The organism is Mesotoga sp. Brook.08.YT.4.2.5.2. (assembly GCF_003351125.1).
GTDB lineage: Bacteria > Thermotogota > Thermotogae > Petrotogales > Kosmotogaceae > Mesotoga.
Map to the genome: position 1 here is coordinate 137,377 of NZ_JPGZ01000006.1, position 16,136 is coordinate 153,512.

A 16,136-nucleotide genomic window follows, 5' to 3' on the forward strand; every position below is an offset into this window, starting at 1 on the left:
AGCGAAATGTTGAATTTCGAGCGGCTGAAGTCGCTACAGGGTAAGACTTTCACGCTAGCAGTTACTCCATCGGATGTTTCGCTTAGGTGGTCGGAACGGTATGACTTTGAACTATTGAACCTGCTGTCGACTAGTGGTTTGATGAAGATTATCCATAACTGCGGCCATTCACTGATCTCCGATTTTGAGTCAGAATCGTTGATTTCAGTGGTTTCCGAGACCTTTGTCAGGCATCATTCTCCGATATTGATGGAAAGAGAGATGGTTGTCAACATAAAGATCGAATCTGTCTCCGACAATGCTGAAGTCTGCTTTTCGGGGTCAGTTACTCAGCTTGGTTCTGAAGCTGGTTCTTTTGAGTTTTCGCGTAAATTCATATCTGCTGATTTTCTCAGGAGAGCCTTTAGTGCGTAAACCGAGAGACAAAAGAAGCTGGAGTGAGTATGAGCAAGTCTCTAGTTTGAAATTCAGAGAGCGGTTTGTTAGTGAAGTAAGTGGATTTGGCGATGTTAGGGTAGCGCTTATTTACCCAAATTCGTACGAAGTAGGAAGTGCAAGTCTGTCTACGCACGTTTTGCTGAGAAAGCTTAACGAATTAGGCAGCGTGAGGGCAGAGAGGTTCTTTTACAATAAGGACTTTTTGAAGTATTATTCTTTTGATTCACTCACGCCCCTAGACGAGTTCAAGATTTGGGCTTTTTCTGTTCACTTTGAGCTTGATTTAATGAACGTCTTTGACATTCTTAATAAGTTCTCTGTTCCACTTAGAAAAGAGGAGAGAAATGAGTTTCACCCGGTGATCATTGCTGGTGGAGCCATGACTTACTTCAATGATAACCTCCTCACAGAAGTTGCCGATGTGGTTCACAGGGGAGACTTAAGTGAGGAGTTCCTTGATGGTCTATCCGCTGTTGACCACTGGATGCACAGAAAGGAGATAATTGCTTCTCTAGAGACGGAACATGTGACTCCTTTCTTTTCTGATGTTCTTGGTGAGAGTGTATTTATCAGTCCCGATTCAGTATTTGGAGACCGGTACCTAATTGAGGTAGGCAGAGGATGCTTTAGAAAGTGCAGGTTTTGTGTGGCTGGTCACAGATACGGAAGACCAAGATTCAGAAAGTCTGATGAGGTATTTGACCTGATGGATTCTGTAGCTGACTTCACGAATAGATTTGGACTTGTGGCAGCAACCGTTACTGACTATCCGGGCATCGATGAAGTAGCCGAACACTGTATTGAGAAAGGGTACGAATTATCAGTTTCTTCTCTTAGGCTCGATTCCGTTTCGGATACTCTAATGAAGTCACTCAGATTGTCCAATCAGAGTATTTTCACTATTGCCCCAGAAGGTGGAAGCCAGAGAATGAGAGATGCCTTTGCTAAAGGAATAAGCAGAGGAGATATCCTCAGCGCTTTGGAGCTAGGCAGAAAGCACGGTTTCCGTAGAGTGAAGATGTACTACATCTATGGAGCCGTCTTTGAAAGGCGTGAGGATAGACAAGAGATAGCCGAGATGGCGTTACAGGCTTCAAGCATGGGTTATACAAGTGTGGTTCTTAGTTTGAACCCTTTGATTCCGAAACCGGGTACTCCATTTGAAGAGATGCCGATGGAGTCTCTAAGCGGACTGAGAAAGTACGAGAAGGAGATCAGATCGGAGTTGTTGGTTGAGGGCGTAAAGCTTGACTTCGAGAGTTTGAAGGAATCTCAAGTTCAGTTTGCTCTTGCGAATATCGATAAGAGTCATTCCCGGGAGCTATTGGCACACGTGGAGCGTGGAGTTGATCCAACACCTATTCTGAAAAAATATGCAGAGGAAGTGAATTCGAAACGGAAGGAGTGGAAGAAGCATGGCAAAGAAGAGTATTCTGGTTGTTGACGATGAGCCTTCGATCGTGGAACTCCTTACTTTTAACTTGAAAAAGGAGGGCTATGACGTCCTGAAAGCATATGATGCTGAAGAAGCGCTTAAGATCGCCGAGGACAATGAAACTGATATGTTCATCGTTGATATTATGCTTCCAGGAATGGATGGGTTCGAACTGGTCAGAAACCTGAGAGCAACCGAAAAGTTCAGACAGACACCTGTTATATTCTTGAGTGCTAAGAGCGAAGAATTCGACAAGGTATTGGGACTCGAGCTCGGAGCAGACGACTATATTACCAAGCCTTTCAGCGTGCGAGAAGTTCTGGCTAGAATAAGAGCGGTTTTCAGAAGGATTCAACAGAGCGCACAGGCAAAAGAAGAAAGGCCAAAGAAGATACTTGCGAAAGACCTAGAGATCGATACCGAGAAATACGAAGTAAGGGTAAAAAACCGAATGGTCAGCCTTACTCCTCTGGAATTTGAACTTCTAAGATTCCTGGCAGAAAATGAGGGCAAAGTCTTCAGTAGAGACGTTCTCTTGGACAAGCTGTGGGGATATGATTACTACGGTGACACAAGAACAGTTGATGTCCATATTAGACGGCTAAGAACTAAGATCGAAGAAGATGCCTCTAATCCAAAGTACATAATCACCGTTAGGGGTAAAGGTTACAAGTTCAGAGATCCTGGAAAGGAAGATTGATCCGTTGTTCTATGCTGTCCTCGCTACTGTTGCGGTGATAGCTTTTCTCTTCTTGATTCTGTTCAGACATGAAAGACAGAAAAACAAGAGATTAGAAGCCGCCAAAAGGCGCTTTGCGGACCTTGTAGAAGTTCCGAGAAGCGCCGAGTTTATTTTCATCTATAAGAAGGTTCAGCAGCTTGTTTCGAGCATTAAAGAGGAAGTAACTTCTTTAAATGCAAGAATCGAAGATCTTGTGACGATTTTTGATAATCTGAGTGATGCCTTCTTGATAGTATCAGAGGATGGAAGGATTGATTACGCTAATAAAGCCGCGCAAGAGCTTTCGAGCAAGAAGCTAATTGGAAGGAAGATAAGTGAAGCGATAGACAATTATTACATTGGCGATTTGTTTGAAGATTCGGTAAGAACTAGAGAGAATCAGGAATCTGAGATAACGATCTACTACCCGAAGAGAACGATAAGAGAGTGTAAGATTATGAGAGTCTCCCTGAAGAACGATGTGAGATATCTCATCCTTCTTAGGGATATTACCAAGGAGAAGGAAGTTGAGGCGATGAGAAGGGATTTCGTTGCCAATGTCTCTCATGAGCTTAGAACCCCGCTAACATCTATTCATGGATATGCTGAAACGCTTGCAGAAGATGATCTTGAGGACAAAGATACAGTTTACAGATTTCTTTCAATAATCGAAAACGAATCGGCAAGAATGACAAGATTGATAAACGATTTGCTTGACCTTGAGAAACTCGAATCGGGCGAAGCCTCCTTCAGCAAGGAGGACGTAGAGCTCGGAGAAGTCGTCAAATATGTTATTCGAATTGTCGATCCTCTTGCAGGTGAGAAGGGTGTTATAGTAAATGTTGACGTAGAAGAAGGGATTTTTGTAGAAGGAGATTTTGATAGACTTGTTCAACTTCTTCTGAACCTGATCGATAATGCCGTTAAGTACACCTCCGCTAAGGAGCACGGGCCTAGAGAGATATGGCTAAGATCTTATGCTCAAAATAACCATGCAATGATTGAAGTTGAAGACACTGGTGTTGGAATACCTGAAGACTCTCTGAAGCACATATTTGAAAGGTTTTACAGGGTTGATAAGGCTCGATCAAGAAAGATGGGTGGTACAGGTCTTGGGTTGGCTATTACACGCTTTATAGTCGAAAAACACGGCGGAGTTATTTCCCTTGAGAGCGAGTATGGTACAGGAACGATTCTGAAAGTTAAGTTACCACTGAAGAAGGTGTTTAAATGAGAACTTACGACATAATCATCAAGAAGAGAAACGGCTATTCCAACACTAGAGATGAACTACGATCGCTGATACGGGGTTTTGTAGATGGCTATGTTCCAGACTATCAGATGGCGGCGTGGTTAATGGCCGTGTATTTCAATCATCTTGATGCAGAAGAAAGACTTTGTCTGACAGAGATCATGACTGACTCAGGAGAAAAGATCGATCTTTCGTCCATTAGTGGCATAAAAGTCGACAAACACTCTACCGGAGGAGTGGGCGACAAAGTGACTCTGGTAGTTGGACCGATCGTTGCGGCAGCAGGACTGGTTTTCGCAAAGCTGTCGGGAAGAGGTTTGGGTCACACAGGAGGAACGATCGACAAACTGGAATCGATTCCGGGCTTCAAGACTTCACTTGATATTGATGAATTCAAGCAGCAATCAGAACGAATAGGAATTGCTCTTGCAGGTCAAACCGCACAGGTAGCCATCGCTGACAAGAAGCTCTACGCTTTGCGAGACGTTACGGCCACAGTTGATGAGATTTCACTAATCGCCTCAAGCATAATGAGCAAGAAACTAGCTATCGATTCCGATGGAATTCTTCTTGACGTCAAGATCGGTTCGGGCGCCTTCATGAAAGACCTTGAAGAGGCTAAAGAACTTGCGTTGGCGATGATAGACATTGGAAAAAGAAAGGGAAGAACCACGAAGGCTGTAATAAGCGATATGAACCAGCCACTGGGAATCGCTGTAGGAAACTCGCTTGAGGTAGTGGAAGCAATAGAAACTCTTAAAGGGAAAGGTCCAAATGATTTCAGCTCGCTTTGCAGAGTGATTGCAAGCCAGATGTTGGTAGTTGGCGGTGTTGCAGACGAAGATGATGCACAAGTAATCGTTGATCGCATGATCGACTCTGGTGAAGCCATCGAAAAGTTCAACGAATTCGTCGATGCTCAAGGAGGACCAAAGGATTTCTCGGAGAACTATGAGAGTTGTTTTGACAGGGCCGCCATCATCGAAGAGGTGAGATCTCAGGTGAGCGGATATGTGAAATCGGTTGATGCCGAATCAATTGGATTGATCTGCATGAGGCTTGGCGCAGGGAGAGAACGAAAGGAAGATAGAATAGACCCGGCTGTGGGTATGAGAGTTCTTAAGAAGATTGGAGACAGAGTTGAGAAGGGGGAAACGATCGCCATAGTCTATGCTAATCAAAGGGATAGGTTTGAGAGGGAAACTGTAGCAATTCGCGATTGTTTTTGTGTTTCGGAGGAGAGAGTGCAGGCTCCTCCGATAGTCTACGAGGTACTGTAGGGAGTGCATTCAATGAGACGTATCCTGTTCATTTGTTTCCTGCTAGTTTCATTGGTAACTTCAGCAAAGAATCTGATCTACCTTGACGATAGAGGACAGACAAGGGTCTTCACCGATGCGGTAGTTGTTGAGCGTTCAATGGATTTTGTAAAACTGGACATAATTGGTGAGTTGATAAGGGGGATAGTTGTTTCTCAGTCTCTTCGCCAAGAAGAGACGATAATGATTCTTCCGTCAGGGATTATCGTCTCACTTTCACATGAGACAAAAAGAGCAACCGTGGAGTTTGGAAGCGAATTTGAGAACTCACTGATTATCAGAGATAGCAAGGTTCTAGTCAACGCAGAGTTGCTTGCAGCTATTACAGACAAATCTTTCTTCAGCGAAGCAGAGGCGCTGATCCTCTATTCTCAGCCGGTAACTGTGAAGGGTATTCAAAACACACAGGAAGCGATCTATGTGACCCTTGATAGAGATGTTCTCCCGGACTTTTTCACAATTTGGTGGACCGGAAGCGGATCACTTGCCCTCACTCTGAAGCCCGCGAAAGTAGATCCATTTCTTTCATACGAAGGGATATCTGTGACGACCGGGAGGGGATTTGTGAAAATCTCTGCTGAGAAACCGTGGTCGGACGTTGAGTATGAGATCAAAGGAATGACGCTGATTATAAGAGGTAAAAGTGGTATGGGAAGAACAATACAACAGGAGGCCAGCTTAGATTTCGACCTAAACGTATTCGAGTCTTACTCGGGCGGCCAGAAGTTCACAATGTCTTATCTCGAAATGGACGGCTCGAAGTTCTCTTTTGGAGTTGAACTCGCTAACAATGAAATTGCAGGTCTTGAGAAGGCAACGGATACTCTGAAAAGAAGCGGTGCAGAGATAATGATTAATGGCGGATACTTTGATCAGAATCATAATCTACCAATAGGTCTCCTTGTTCGGGATGGCAAAGTGCTAGGCCTTCCAACTCTCGGAAGACCGGCGATTTACTTCACTGAAGGTGGTGAAGTATATGTTTCAAGAATGGATGTATTCTACACGGCCAAGTTTGGAGACCGTTTTCTTCAAATCACGGGAGTTAACTCTCCGTATAGAGGAGAAGCCGTCTTGTACACAGATGAGTATCGAAACAGTATCCCTGATTTTGATGACTTCACCTATCTTGTAATAAGGGATGGCATGGTTACCAAAAAGGGTTTCGTATCCCGTGTGGAGAAGGGTTCAGATGTGTTGGTTCTTTCGCCATCTTCCGTACAGAAGATAGGGAATAAGGCTTCAGTTGGAGAATTTGTTTCATTTGAGTTGTTGAATTCATATGGAAAGAAGGTAACAGGAGCTGTTGAAGGAGGTCCGATGATAATACATGGAGGCGAGCCTGTAACCAGTTACGAGCGAAACTACTATTCAGCATCTCTGCTGGATGTTAGAGCTCCAAGAACGCTTGTTGGAGTTAAAGAAACCGGAGAAGTTGTTTTCATCGTAATTGATGGCTACCAGCAGACTAGCTATGGCTTAACCTTCAAAGAGATGATAGAATTCTTCAAAGACAAGGGATTTGAATCCCTCATGTGTCTTGATGGAGGGAAGTCATCGATACTATCTGTCAATGGTAAAATAATCAATTCGCCGTCCTCGGGAGTGCCTTCTCTTCCAGTAATTATAACTGGATCGCGAAAGTAGACTGAAATAGATTTGGAGGTGGTCAGATATGGACAAGATTCCTGTCGATGCCAAGAGAGATATTACACTAATTGGGCACCACGGGTCTGGAAAAACTCAAATTGTTGATGCGATGCTTTATAACGCTAAGTTGATTGATCGTATAGGCATCCTTGCAACCGATTCTGAAGAAGTTGAAAGAGAGAAGAAAGCAAGTTTCTCAATGGGGGTAACAAGTGTTCGCCACAACGATAGCAGGATATACGTCATCGATACTCCCGGTATGTCGGACTTCTATGCTGAGACTGCAAACGGAATCTTAGTGTCAGAGAACATCGTGGTGGTAATAAATTCTACTGCCGGGATTGAGATACAAACCGAAAGGTTTGGTTCGGTCGCCAAAGAGCATGGAAAAGGGATAATTGCATTCTTCAACATGCTGGACAAAGAGAGGTCCGGTTTCGCAGATACACTCGCCGATCTAGGAGACACCTTTGAGAGAACACCGGTTCTTGTGCAGCTTCCAATAGGCAGTGAAGCTGGTTTCAGAGGTCTGATTGATCTAGTGAAAATGAAGGCGTTCATTTTCGAAGATGGTGGCGTATTCAAAGAAGAAGATATCCCGGCAGATCTCAAATCAGCTGCCGAAGAGGCTAGAACAAAAATGATCGAGGACATCGTTCAGAACGATGAGGAGCTGATGATGAAGTATCTAGAGGGAGAACCCCTCTCGACAGATGAGCTTACCTCGGCTTTCAAAAAGGCCTATCTTGGAAATGAAGTGATTCCGGTTCTTCTTGGTTCGGCGGCAAAGAATATCGGAATTTCGCAGCTACTCGATTTTGTGATCGAAGTTGGAAAGAAGCCATCAGAGACATCGCCGAAGGCAGCCACACTTCTTTCCGGAGAGAAGATAGAAGTCAACGCTACCGAAGAAGAGCCGCTTGTGGCTTACATTTTCAAGTCAGTCGTCGATCCCTTCGTTGGAAAGCTGACTTTCATGAAGATACTTTCAGGGACACTCAAACAAGGAGACACTTTCATCGTGGTTGATCAAGAATCCTTGGAGAAAGTCGGACATGTTATGCTTCCCGAGGGTACAAAGGAGATTGAGGTAGATGAGGCTACTGTCGGGGATATCGTCAAGTTGAGTAAGCTCAAGAAGAGCGCTGCAGGTAATACGGTAGCTCACAAGGACAGACAGCTGAAACTCGAATTGCCGGAAATGCCTGAACCAATGATTTCTAAATCGATTCAGCCCAAGTCAAAAGGAGACATCGATAAGATTAGCGGAGGTCTCGCGAGACTTGCAGAGTCCGACCCTACGTTCAAGTGGGAAAACGATCCCGAAACCAATGAAACGGTTATCAGCGGTCTGGGTTCTGTGCATCTAGACATAATGATAGAGAGGCTGAAAAAACTCTTCTCCGTCGATGTCGAAGTAGGAAAGCCGAAAATCGCCTACAGAGAGACAGTGAGAAAGACCGTTGAGGCTGAGTATAAACACAAAAAGCAAACCGGTGGTCACGGTCAATACGGACACGTTCAGATCAGAATTGAGCCTAATGAACGTGGTGCCGGTTTTGAGTTCATTGATAAAATCGTCGGCGGAGTCGTTCCGAAAAACTATATCCCTGCAGTTGAGAAAGGTATCGTTGAGGCAATGAAAAAGGGCGTGCTGGCTTCTTATCCGGTAGTCGATGCAAAAGTAACGCTTTTCTACGGTTCTTACCACGATGTAGATTCTTCAGATATGTCTTTCCAGATAGCTGCCAGGCAGGCGTTCAAGAATGGTATGGGAGAAGCCAATCCGGTAATTCTTGAACCTTTGATGGATGTCGATGTCTTCGTCCCCGAAGAAGCGACAGGGGATATAATGGGTGAGATAACTTCTAGAAGAGGCAGACCGATGGGCATGGAACCTCAAGGGAAGGGCACTTCGAAAGTCGTCGCTCAGGTCCCACTTGCGGAAATGCTTGATTTTGCTAACAAGCTGAGCTCTATAACTAGCGGAAGGGGCTACTTCACCATGAGATTCAACTCTTATCAGGAGACCCCACCAGATGTCCAGCAGAAAATCATTCTTGAACGACAGAGGGAGCTTGAAGAACAGCAGAAGTAATGCTTTTCAGATTGACTAAGCGGGGGGGGGGGTTATCCCCCGCTTTCTTTTGAACGGCAGTCAAGCGCCAGATGTCATAGATTCGAGAGAACTTGGAGGAGACAAGATGCACGTAGGTTATGTGACCTATCTATTGAGACTTTACGGAATAAGTTCATTGAAGGAAAAACGGTCCATCATAAGGCCGATCCTTAGCGACCTTCGAAGAAATTTCAACGCTTCCGTTGTGGAGACGGGAAAACACGATTCGAAGCTGGAAGCAGAGATTACCGTAAGCATGGTTGCGTGCAAAAGAAGCGAGCTGGACTCTCTATTTCAGTCTGTTTGGCAGCGAATGATCTGGAACGGTGTCGAAGTCTATGGAGAGGAAGGAGAGATCTGGTGAAAACTGGAGGTGGGGTATGAAAAGGTTTCTGATTCTAGTTGTTTTCATTATCGGAGCATTTGTCGCATTTTCTGAGCAACTCTACATTTTCAATGGTTTCTCGATTCTCACCGGGGAGGTAGCTTTTGAGAAAGGAAGAGCGGTTATTGAGGTTCCTTATGGTGCCCAAGTTCAACCAGAAACCTTCTCTGTATTTGGGGTGCCTGAGTCTACTACGATCAACTTTGTTCCAGGTGACAGCGTGGAATCGCTATACGAAAGAAATCTGGGAAGACCTGTTAAGTTTGTTTATGAAGACGGTAGAGTTGAGAGACTTGAGGTTGTCTCGCCTCTTCCAGTATTCAGAAATTCATATGGCGAAATCATCGTGAATCCAAAAGGGTATCCCGTTTTCTCCGATGAGTTCAGCCCAAACGCCCGTTTTCTGTTGAACTCCCAGGATAGCTTCAGCGGTCACTCTTCATTTGCGTATCAAGTTAGGAACAACAGCTGGACCACGAGGTACTCGCTCTCACTTAAGGATTTCTCTCTAACGGGTCTTATGATAGTGCATCTTGAAATGGAAACCAATGAAAACGTGACTCTGGTCTCATCAAATCCAGGTTACGGTTATGCAACCAGGGACATGGCGGCAAAGATGGTAAATGAATCTTACTCAGTATCTCCTACTACTTCCGATGCTGAGACGAGACTTTACGAGATTTCCGTTCCTCTGAAACGTGGCACCAACTATATTGCGTTTCTCTCCGAACTCTTTTCTGGAGATAAGAGGCTAGTCTTCAGAGCAAGTAGAGGCGGAAGTAACTTCACCGGAGTTGAAATTGACGTTTATCTGAATGAAGTTCCAATTGATCTTCCGTCCGGCGTCATGGAGGTCTGGAGCGAATCTGTATACTTAGGTTCTGCAGGAATTGGAAATATTGCAAAGGGAGAGAGTGTTGTTCTTCAAAGCATAGCAAGATCAATAGAAGTTTCGGGTAGAAAGACGACTGTGACAACGCTTGGTGATTCAAAGTATAGATATTACAAGAACACTTATTACGTTAGGAACCTTTCCGAGGAGACTGTAACAGTTGAAATTGAAGACTACCTTGGTCAGAACGCCGAACAATTCCACCTGAATTGCGAAGATTGTGATTTCGACTACATAAAAGAAACAGGTATGTGGACTTACACGGTATCGGTCGATCCAGGCGAGGTAGCGGAGGTAGAGGTTGAATATAGGGTACGATATTCTAACTGAAGTTGTTCGTGAGAAGGCAGAAGAGACTTGCTCTCCTGAGAGACTAGAACACATTTCGGGGGTCGAGAGATTGGCAAAGAGACTCAGCGTTGTACATAACTCAGACCCTTTTAAGGCAGCACTCGCAGCCTTGTCGCACGATCTCTTCCGAGATGCGGATGGAGATGAACTTATGCGAAAGGCAGTCTCATACGGGATAGAGCCATCAGATATCGAGAGAAACTTCCCAATTCTTCTTCATGGCAAGGTTGCTGCCTGTTTTCTAAATGAAGAGTTCGGACTGGAAGGTGACGTGTTTGAGGCAGTGTACTGGCATGTCAGCGGGATTCCCGGTATGTGTGTGCTTGGAAAGATACTTATGATTGCCGATATTAGCGAGGAAAGTAGATCCTTTCCCGAGGCCCTCCAGATTCGTGTGGCGGCCGAAGCAGATCTGGAAAAATCGTTTGTTGACGTGATAAGATTGAAAATAACATGGGCCGTAAAGTCGGGCAGTCTCTTGCTTCCTGAGACTGTGTGGACGTGGAATGAATTACTTGGAGGTGCCAATCATGTCTCTAATTAAGCCAAAGAAACGACGTGGTCCGAAGTTGTTGTGGCTGATTATTCTTATCTTAGTAATCGTTGCTGCCGGTGCCGGTTATGTGTATTTCACAATCAGCTCAGTCAGCGGAAGCGATGAGATGAAGGCAAGTTATGTGGACTATCTCTTCCACTGGCAGGAGGGCAGTGAACACGTGTACTACTATTTGAGAACCACTGTGAGCGCCCGGACTTCTGTGGTAACTTTTCCGGTATTTGCAACGATCGAGAACTCCAAAGAGGTTCTTGATCCTCAACTTGGCGCAGAGGCAATGAGATTGGTGCATAGTTGGTTGAACACCAACAGTGACTTCTCATACTTCGTGAATCTTAGTCCTAAGCTGATAAGTGAACTCGCATCGGGATTAGGTGTGAATGCTTCGAATCCCGTTCAGTTAATTGATGCAATGGCCTTAAGAGGGTTCAAGCTGTTCGATTACTGGAAGATAAATGGACTTGCAGAAACAGTAAAGGAAAACGACGGTTCCACTACTCTTACATCTAGGGGGATTGCCGTACTTCTCGACAGACTTGGAAGCTCTTCAAGGATGGCGTATCAGCTGGAAACACTAACTCAGTTTCCTTTGAAGATCTCTGTAGGGGTTGGAGGAGAAACCGTTAGCCGTCTATATCTAAAGCCCGATTCTCTTGACAGTGTGAAGAGAGCACTCTCAAACTGATGAAGTCTGTTCACTTTACCCTTGCAACCATTTCGGTTCTTCAGGTCTTTCTCTTCTTCTTCCTAGTTTTTCTGGTTTTCAGGGATGCATACGGTTCTATGACTGGAAGAGACCTTGTGGGAGAGACAGTGCTGATAGTTGGCATAGATTCTGGAGGTAACTCAAAGGCTGCCGTTGGCGGAAGAACTGACTATATTTCCATAGTCTACTTTGGATCCTCTGGAAAACTTCTCTTGAAAAGTATTCCGAGAGATACAGTTATTTCTTATGGATCAGAGAAAAGGAAGATCAATTCACTATACAACTCATTCGGAATGGAGGCACTTATCAAGGGAGTCGAGGAACTCACAGAAAGAGAAATAACCGGTTGGGTAGTTGTTGATTTCAGCACTGTGACTGAACTGACAAGGTTCACCGGTCCTATAAGAGTTGAAGTGAATTCCTTGATGCATCACGATGACTTTCAGCAGGGACTCCACATTCACTTTGAACCTGGAATACACTTTCTTGAGGGTGAAGATTTGCTCAAGTTTCTGCGTTATAGGCAGGCGGATTCTGGGGATTTGGGCCGGATAGAGAGGCAGAGACTGGTGGTGGAGCAGCTCTTGAAGAACCTTGTTAACGCAGGACCCTCAAAGATAGTCGAGATGATTGACTTCTTGCTCGAAAAGACAGATATCAGCATCGACAAGAAGTCTCTCACGGATTTCGCCGTCGGCTTTTTCACTGGACCGAGGTCTGTCAGCTTTGCCCAGATAGACTACTACATAGATGGAGAAGGTCGGATAATACCTACAGGACCGGGAAGTGATGATCCAGAACCTACAAGGGGTGCAAGCTCTTCACCAAAAATTCTTGTGGTCAATAACATTCCTGATTACAGCACTCGTTTCGGAGATTTTGCCGAGACAATAAAGGCTCAGTGGTCTGCTCAGGCAGGCGTGAAGATAGATGCAACGGGTCTAGTTCCAGAAATAAATGGGATTGAAAAGAGAGGTACATATCTCTTCATTAATAATAGAGCAACGGAAATCAGGGAGCTATTCTCTAAGGCTCATGTATATCATAGACCTATAGTAATGGTTACTTCAAGCTTTGGGGGACTGGACTACTACTACGGCCTGATCGATTCGCTTTCTGAAAACAGATTCTACCCGTCCAATTATGATGCTTATGTATTGCTTGGCGTAGGAGGAAAGTAGCTAGATGAGGAGCATTTTCAGGGATTTCACTTATGACTATTTCAGTATTCTAAGCTATCCGAAGGAAAAGTGGGGAGACTTCTGGGCTGCATACAGAGAAAAGCATCCAAGGGTACTCGAAGAATACATGTTCAAGAACAATCTAGATGACAGAACCCTCTCAGGAGAGATTGAGAAACTGGAAAGAAGGGAGATAGACAGACTTTCTCATTATTGGGAAAGTCATGGTCCTATCGAGAAAGGGAGGGTCCTTAAAAATCTTGGAAAGATATCGTCACAGCTTCACCTGGAAAGGGAAGACTTTGTGATCCACATTCTGGGTGCTCTGGGAAAACAAGAGCATCTTATCGTTCCAACTTCAAAGGGAAATGTAGTAATGATAGATCTTCTTCATTGCTGGAGTGAAGGCAACATAAAAGACTTCTCTGCCGTAGCCATGAGGGCATTGGAAGACTTCATAGAGTATTCCGAAATGAACGTTCGCATTAGTATGTCTATGGAGGAGAAGGTACAGAGATTTGACCGTTTACTCAAGTACATAGAGATGAGCACTAAGGGATGCGGTTTCGATGAGAAGATGACGATTGTTTCGAAGCTTCTCGACAAGTATGTAGACTACTATAACTGGACAGGCTTCTATCTTTCCGATGGAGATAACTCCCTCATACTGGGACCGTATGTGGGCGAACCCACCGAACACGTCAGGATAGGCTTCGGTAGCGGAATTTGCGGCCAGGCGGCCGAGACGAAGAGTGTATTTCTCATACCAGATGTTTCACAGGAGACCAACTATCTTTCGTGCAGCGCGCGTACCAAGTCAGAGATCGTACTACCCTTGATTGTCGATGAAAGAGTCATAGGTGAACTGGATATTGACAGTCATTTTCAAAACAGTTTCGATGATCTTGATCGGGAATTTCTAGAAAAAACTTGCAGACTCCTCATAGAAAGCTGAAAGCGCCTATTATTGGGCAATATGGTTTTGTAACGTTATTAAACTATAAATGACATTTTATCTTTGGCATTCCTTCATAGTATCGATGCTACAATAACTTGATTATTTTATAGGAGGGATGCCGTAGTGCACATTACCCCTGAGGTAAGAAAGGCCGCAAGAGAAGTAAAGACACCATTCTTGATAATGGATATGGATTACGTTAGAAACAACTATTTCGACATTGTAAGCCATGTTAGGAATGTTCAGGTGTTTTACGCGGTTAAAGCGAACTCACACCCCAGGATTATCGAGACTCTTCGGGACCTCGGCAGTAATTTCGACGTAGCATCGCGCGGAGAGATTGAGAAACTTCTCTCACTTGGAATTGGTCCAGAAAGAATGAGTTTTGGAAATACGATCAAGAAAGTAGAGGATATTGCGTACGCTTATTCCGTTGGAATAGACTACTATGCTGTCGACTCGGAAATGGAAGTGGAGAAGATAGCCGCCCACGCTCCCGGAAGCAAAGTGTACGGAAGAATCGCTACGAGCGGGGGCGACTGCGACTGGCCTCTCTCAAGAAAGTTTGGAACCGATGTGAACCATGTCATTTCAATAATGGAATACGCCGATCAGCTTGGACTTGACGCTTACGGAGTAAGCTTCCATGTTGGTTCTCAGAATTACAACGTCAATAGCTGGGACGACGCCATAAGAGATGCCTCGGAAGTATTCAAGACTCTGCGCTCGAAGAATATAAACCTTCGCATGCTCAACCTTGGTGGAGGGATGCCCGTTAGGCATGTTAGAGAAATCAAGTCTGTTAAGTCATATGGCGACATAATTAACAAAGCACTCGACAAGTACATGTCTTCAGTTTCTAATCTCGAGCTCTTCATAGAACCAGGAAGATCGATGGTAGGAAATTCCGCTGTTCTCGTTAGCCAGGTTATTCTTAGAAGTAAAAAGGGTGAAGAAGAGTGGGCGTACATTGATGCCGGTGTATTTCACGGTCTTACCGAAACGATTGAAGGCTTCAGATACGAGGTGTTGACAGAAGGAAAGGTCGATGATACAAAGATTTCTTTCCATCTTGCAGGTCCCACGTGTGATTCCGTGGATACGATCTATCATGAAATCGATCTTCCGAAGAACATTGGTTACGGAGACATAGTATACTTCATCAATGCCGGTGCTTACACAACCGAGTATGCTACTAATTTCAACGGTATTGACGCTCCCCGAGTTCTCTTTGTAGAAGACTTTGTGGATGCTGAGATGCATATCGACGGCGACTTCATAGAATGAAAGAGCCCCGAAAGGGGCTCTTATTGTAATGTCAAAGAAATCTTCTCAAGCGTTCGAACTCCTCTTCTGAAAGTAGATCACGTCTGTAGAGCTCCCAGAGAACTTTTGAGGCTACTTCCTGATCCTTCAGACTGCTCAGCTCACTTCTCAACTGAACGATTCTCAACGTTCTCTCTTCTGATTTCACGTTTTTGAGATCGTTCAGAACAGGAATATACCTTACAAGAATATCTCTGGAGAACTCTTCGGGACTCTTCTCCTTCACTTTCGTAAAGACTTTTCTAGTACGGGCGAATCTAGCATAAGCAGGCTTTGCGAACCAACCGATTATCGCACCGGCCACAAGGCCACCAATATGAGCTGCGTTGCTTATCCCTGGAATACTGAAGCCGAGAAACAAGTTGATCAATATGATAGGAAGTAGGGAGTAGCCGGTTATCGAGCGTAGCGCGACAGGAGTGTCATCTTTAAGTCCCAAAGTGAAAAGGATACCTACGAGTCCGAAGATAGCGCTGCTCGAGCCAATAGTGAATGCATTAGAAAACGCAGCAGCACTCAGGCTCCCGCTAATTCCCGTAATGAAGTAGAAGATGAGGTACCACTTCATACCATAAACTCCTTCAACTATGTGTCCAAGCTGAAATAGAGCCCACATGTTGAAGAGAATGTGCATCAGATTTCCATGAAGGAAGAGAGCGGTCAGAGGGGTGTAAATGAGGCCATTTGAAAGAGCAAACCTGCTCACCCCACCATAAATCGTTATCAAGTCGCGATAACTGACGCCCATTGGGCCCCTGAAAAGCCCCATGATCATAACAAAAAGATATACAACGACATTTATTATTATCAAAGTTATGGTTGCACTTCTGAATCGGATCAATTTCCT

General features: G+C 44.7%; 15 protein-coding genes. 14 read left to right on the forward strand and 1 reads right to left on the reverse strand.

The features are described 5' to 3' along the window. Positions 1-6 precede the first annotated feature (6 nt). From Q502_RS01540 to Q502_RS01605, 14 genes are all read left to right on the forward strand, one after another. Entirely contained in the window at positions 7-414 is a 408-nt protein-coding gene (locus tag Q502_RS01540) for a thioesterase, FlK family (RefSeq protein ID WP_099830667.1), read from the forward strand. Next, entirely contained in the window at positions 407-1,882 is a 1,476-nt protein-coding gene (locus tag Q502_RS01545; RefSeq protein ID WP_099830668.1) for a radical SAM protein, read from the forward strand. The genes Q502_RS01540 and Q502_RS01545 overlap by 8 nt, the downstream gene beginning before the upstream one ends. After that, positions 1,854-2,573: a response regulator transcription factor gene (locus Q502_RS01550; RefSeq protein ID WP_099830669.1), complete on the forward strand. Its 720-nt coding sequence runs from the start codon at positions 1,854-1,856 to the stop codon at positions 2,571-2,573. The genes Q502_RS01545 and Q502_RS01550 overlap by 29 nt, the downstream gene beginning before the upstream one ends. Before the next feature lie 4 nt (positions 2,574-2,577). Beyond that, complete coding sequence (locus Q502_RS01555) at positions 2,578-3,828, forward strand: cell wall metabolism sensor histidine kinase WalK (protein ID WP_099830670.1); 1,251 nt, start codon at positions 2,578-2,580, stop codon at positions 3,826-3,828. Next, complete coding sequence (locus Q502_RS01560) at positions 3,825-5,126, forward strand: thymidine phosphorylase (RefSeq protein ID WP_099830671.1); 1,302 nt, start codon at positions 3,825-3,827, stop codon at positions 5,124-5,126. The genes Q502_RS01555 and Q502_RS01560 overlap by 4 nt, the downstream gene beginning before the upstream one ends. 12 nt (positions 5,127-5,138) lie before the next feature. Beyond that, a complete protein-coding gene (locus Q502_RS01565) occupies positions 5,139-6,812 on the forward strand; it encodes a phosphodiester glycosidase family protein (RefSeq protein ID WP_099830672.1) in 1,674 nt (557 codons plus the stop codon). 28 nt (positions 6,813-6,840) lie between these two features. Further along, on the forward strand, positions 6,841-8,913 hold the full coding sequence (gene fusA / locus Q502_RS01570; protein WP_099830673.1) for an elongation factor G: 2,073 nt from the start codon (positions 6,841-6,843) through the stop codon (positions 8,911-8,913). 106 nt (positions 8,914-9,019) lie between these two features. Beyond that, complete coding sequence (locus Q502_RS01575; protein WP_099830699.1) at positions 9,020-9,298, forward strand: DUF503 domain-containing protein; 279 nt, start codon at positions 9,020-9,022, stop codon at positions 9,296-9,298. Between the two features lie 16 nt (positions 9,299-9,314). Beyond that, the gene (locus tag Q502_RS01580; RefSeq protein WP_099830674.1) at positions 9,315-10,541 is read left to right on the forward strand and encodes a hypothetical protein; all 1,227 of its coding nucleotides are present in this window, start codon (positions 9,315-9,317) and stop codon (positions 10,539-10,541) included. Next, entirely contained in the window at positions 10,513-11,106 is a 594-nt protein-coding gene (yqeK, locus tag Q502_RS01585; RefSeq protein WP_099830675.1) for a bis(5'-nucleosyl)-tetraphosphatase (symmetrical) YqeK, read from the forward strand. The genes Q502_RS01580 and yqeK overlap by 29 nt, the downstream gene beginning before the upstream one ends. Further along, complete coding sequence (locus Q502_RS01590; RefSeq protein WP_243392416.1) at positions 11,093-11,803, forward strand: hypothetical protein; 711 nt, start codon at positions 11,093-11,095, stop codon at positions 11,801-11,803. The genes yqeK and Q502_RS01590 overlap by 14 nt, the downstream gene beginning before the upstream one ends. Next, on the forward strand, positions 11,803-13,005 hold the full coding sequence (locus Q502_RS01595) for an LCP family protein (RefSeq protein WP_099830677.1): 1,203 nt from the start codon (positions 11,803-11,805) through the stop codon (positions 13,003-13,005). Before Q502_RS01590 ends, Q502_RS01595 begins: the two co-directional genes overlap by 1 nt. 4 nt (positions 13,006-13,009) lie before the next feature. Then, entirely contained in the window at positions 13,010-13,960 is a 951-nt protein-coding gene (locus tag Q502_RS01600; protein ID WP_099830678.1) for a GAF domain-containing protein, read from the forward strand. Positions 13,961-14,086: 126 nt separating this feature from the next. Further along, entirely contained in the window at positions 14,087-15,250 is a 1,164-nt protein-coding gene (locus Q502_RS01605) for a type III PLP-dependent enzyme (protein ID WP_099830679.1), read from the forward strand. Between the two features lie 31 nt (positions 15,251-15,281). Here the strand turns inward: Q502_RS01605 and Q502_RS01610 are convergent, their stop codons facing one another. Further along, positions 15,282-16,130: a rhomboid family intramembrane serine protease gene (locus Q502_RS01610; protein WP_099830680.1), complete on the reverse strand. Its 849-nt coding sequence runs from the start codon at positions 16,128-16,130 to the stop codon at positions 15,282-15,284. Positions 16,131-16,136: the final 6 nt, after the last annotated feature.

What these genes read in the sequence shown, in the direction of transcription:
- Q502_RS01575 (WP_099830699.1), top strand. Translation starts at nt 9,020, where the DNA reads ATGCACGTAGGTTATGTGACCTATCTATTGAGACTTTACGGAATAAGT.
- Q502_RS01590 (WP_243392416.1), top strand. Translation starts at nt 11,093, where the DNA reads ATGTCTCTAATTAAGCCAAAGAAACGACGTGGTCCGAAGTTGTTGTGG.
- fusA (WP_099830673.1), top strand. Translation starts at nt 6,841, where the DNA reads ATGGACAAGATTCCTGTCGATGCCAAGAGAGATATTACACTAATTGGG.
- Q502_RS01540 (WP_099830667.1), top strand. Translation starts at nt 7, where the DNA reads ATGTTGAATTTCGAGCGGCTGAAGTCGCTACAGGGTAAGACTTTCACG.
- Q502_RS01565 (WP_099830672.1), top strand. Translation starts at nt 5,139, where the DNA reads ATGAGACGTATCCTGTTCATTTGTTTCCTGCTAGTTTCATTGGTAACT.
- Q502_RS01580 (WP_099830674.1), top strand. Translation starts at nt 9,315, where the DNA reads ATGAAAAGGTTTCTGATTCTAGTTGTTTTCATTATCGGAGCATTTGTC.
- Q502_RS01550 (WP_099830669.1), top strand. Translation starts at nt 1,854, where the DNA reads ATGGCAAAGAAGAGTATTCTGGTTGTTGACGATGAGCCTTCGATCGTG.
- Q502_RS01600 (WP_099830678.1), top strand. Translation starts at nt 13,010, where the DNA reads ATGAGGAGCATTTTCAGGGATTTCACTTATGACTATTTCAGTATTCTA.
- Q502_RS01560 (WP_099830671.1), top strand. Translation starts at nt 3,825, where the DNA reads ATGAGAACTTACGACATAATCATCAAGAAGAGAAACGGCTATTCCAAC.
- Q502_RS01595 (WP_099830677.1), top strand. Translation starts at nt 11,803, where the DNA reads ATGAAGTCTGTTCACTTTACCCTTGCAACCATTTCGGTTCTTCAGGTC.